Source organism: Massilia sp. NBRC 108631 (assembly GCF_059704565.1).
In genome coordinates, this window is the sequence record NZ_BAAKJE010000207.1 from 1 (window position 1) to 3,111 (window position 3,111).

Annotated in this window: 2 protein-coding genes and 1 pseudogene; all 3 read left to right on the forward strand. The window is 63.9% G+C overall.

Going from position 1 to position 3,111, the window contains the following annotated elements:
• Window positions 1–202, forward strand: a pseudogene (locus tag AC6H42_RS22305) (TldD/PmbA family protein); the annotation flags it as partial.
• A gap of 15 nt (window positions 203–217) precedes the next feature.
• Window positions 218–1,555: a TldD/PmbA family protein gene (locus AC6H42_RS22310; RefSeq protein ID WP_057155354.1), complete on the forward strand. Its 1,338-nt coding sequence runs from the start codon at window positions 218–220 to the stop codon at window positions 1,553–1,555.
• A gap of 12 nt (window positions 1,556–1,567) precedes the next feature.
• Window positions 1,568–3,111: TldD/PmbA family protein (locus tag AC6H42_RS22315; RefSeq protein WP_497548977.1), on the forward strand; the 1,544-nt coding region annotated here is incomplete at its 3' end.

The window sequence follows — 3,111 nt, forward strand, 5'->3', positions numbered from 1 at the left end:
GGAAGACGTGGCCTACCAGTCCAACACCCAGGAATTCTGGAACGCCTGCTCCGCCATGTGCGACGAGCGCGACTGGCGCATGGGCGGCTCCTTCTTCGACGGCAAGGGCCAGCCGTCGCAGTCGTCCATCGTCTCGCACGGTTCGAGCACCACGCGTTTCAACGGCATCAACGTGATCAACACCGCCCGCAAGATCGGATAAGGACAGGACGACGACATGAAGATTTTGAGTCAGGAAGAAACCAAGCGCATTTGCGACAAAGTGCTGTCCCTGTCCAAGGGCGACGAGTGCGAAGTGAAGGTCACCGGCAGCCGCACCGGCAATATCCGCTATGCGCGCAACGCGGTCTCCACCGCCGGCCTGGTGGAAGACAGCCAGCTGGCCGTGGCGGTATCGTTCGGCAAGAAGCAGGGCGTGGCCACCATCAACGAGTTCGACGACAAGTCGCTGGAAAAAGCCGTGCGCCGCGCGGAAGACCTGGCGCGCCTGGCGCCGGACAATCCCGAGTTCATGCCCACCGTATCGAAGCAGGAATACAAGGCCAGCAACACCTACAGCAAAAGCACGGCGGCCATCGACCCCGACTTCCGCGCGCAGGTGGCCGCCTACAGCATCGAAAACAGCCGCAAGAACAAGCTGCAGGCGGCCGGCTTCTTCACCGACAGCACTTCCTTCGAGGCCATCGCCAACTCCAGGGGCGTGTTCGGCCACCAGGAAGAAACCGGCGTAAACTTCACGCTCACGGTGCGCACCGAGGACGGGCGCGGTTCCGGCTGGGTACGGCGCGACGCCGGCGACGTGAACAAGTTCGACGCGCGCGAAGCGTCCGACGTGGCGATCGAAAAGGCGCTGCGCTCGGTGGACGCCAAGGCGCTGGAGCCGGGCCGCTACACGGTGATCCTGGAACCGGCCGCCACCTCCGACCTGCTGGCTTATATGTTCAGCGCCCTCGATGCGCGCAGCGCGGACGAAGGCCGCAGCTTCCTGTCCAAGAAGGGCGGCGCCAACCGCCTGGGCGACAAGCTGTTCGACGAGCAGGTCAACATCTGGTCCGACCCGTGGGACAAGGACATCGCCGTCACGCCGTGGGACAACAACACCTACCTGGCGCGCGAGCGCATGGACATCATCAAGAACGGCAAGGTCGCCGCGCTGGACTATTCGCGCTACTGGGCGCAGAAGCAGGGCAAGCGCGCCGTCGGCTCGCCGGGCAACTTCATCATGGCTGGCACCAGCAAGGAAACGGCGGAGCTGATCGCCAACACCAAGAAGGGCGTGCTGGTCACGCGCACCTGGTACATCCGCATGGTGGACCCGCAATCGCTGCTGCTCACCGGCCTCACGCGCGACGGCACTTTCTACATCGAGAACGGCAAGATCAAGCACCCGATCAAGAACTTCCGCTTCAACGAAAGCCCGGTCACCATGCTGAACAACATCGAGGAGCTGGGCAAGCCGGTGATACTGGGCGGCGACGAGTCGCCGTACAAATTGCTGATTCCGGCGATGAAAGTGCGCGACTTTAACTTCACGTCCCTGTCGGACGCGGTGTAATCAGGAGAGATTGTGGAACGACGTACATTTTTGAAGGTGGGGGCCATTACCGGCGGCACCCTGCTGGTGCCGGTGTTCGGCCACGCCATCGCGGCTGAAGAACTGCTCAACCCGATGGCGGTGCAGTTCAAGAAATCGCTGGCCGACGCCGCGATGAACGCCGCCACCAGGGCCGGCGCCAGCTACTGCGACGTGCGCATCGGCCGCTACCTGAACCAGTTCATCACCACGCGCGACCTGAATGTGGAGAACATCGTCAACACCGAATCGAGCGGTGTTGGCGTGCGCGTGCTGGCCAACGGCGCCTACGGCTTCGTGTCCACCAATGTGATGACGCTGGACTCGGTGGCCGAAGCGGCGCGCCAGGCGGTGGCCATCGCCAAGGCCAACGCGCGCCTGCAGGCCGAGCCGGTACGCCTGGCCCCCGTCAGGGGCGTCGGCGAAGTGGCGTGGGCCACGCCCTTCAAGAAGGACTGGCGCACGGTGCCGATCAAGGACAAGGCCGAGATGCTGATCGCCGCCAACAAGGCCGGCATGGACGCGGGCGCCAGTTTCATGCAGTCCACCCTGTTCCAGGTGAACCAGCAGAAGTACTTCGCCTCCACCGACGGCTCCTACATCGACCAGGATGTGCATCGCCTGTGGTCGCCGTTCACCGCCACCGCCGTGGACAAGGCCAGCGGAAAATTCCGCACCCGCCAGGGCCTGTCCTCGCCGGCCGGCATGGGCTATGAATTCTTCGACGCCAAGGCGCAGCACAAGATCCGCGCGCCGGGCGGCGTGACCACCTTGTACAAGGACGGCTACGACCTGATCGAGGATGCCCGCGCCGCCGGCAAGCAGGCGCGCGAAAAGCTCGGCGCCAAGACCGTGGAGCCGGGCAAGTACGACCTGGTGCTTAGTCCCGAGCACCTGTTCCTCACCATCCACGAATCGGTCGGCCACGCCACCGAGCTGGACCGCGTGCTGGGCTACGAGGCCAACTACGCCGGCACCAGCTTCGCCACGCTGGACAAGTGGCAGTCGAAGAAATTCAAGTACGGCTCCGACATCGTCAACTTCGTGGCCGACAAGACCGCGCCGGGCGCGCTGGCCACCGTCGGCTACGACGACGAAGGCGTGCAATGCAAGCGCTGGGACATCATCAAGGACGGCGTGCTGGTGAACTACCAGGCCACGCGCGACCAGGCCCACATCATCGGCGAGAAGGAATCGCATGGCTGCTCCTATGCCGACAGCTGGAGCAGCGTGCAGTTCCAGCGCATGCCCAACGTGTCGCTCCAGGCGGGCAAGAAGCAGCTTACGCCGGACGAGATGGTGAAGGACGTGAAGAAGGGCATCTACATCGCCGGACGCGGCTCCTTCTCGATCGACCAGCAGCGCTACAACTTCCAGTTCGGCGGCCAGCTGTACTACGAAATCAAGGACGGCAAGATCACCCAGCCGCTGGAAGACGTGGCCTACCAGTCCAACACCCAGGAATTCTGGAACGCCTGCTCCGCCATGTGCGACGAGCGCGACTGGCGCATGGGCGGCTCCTTCTTCGACGGCAAGGG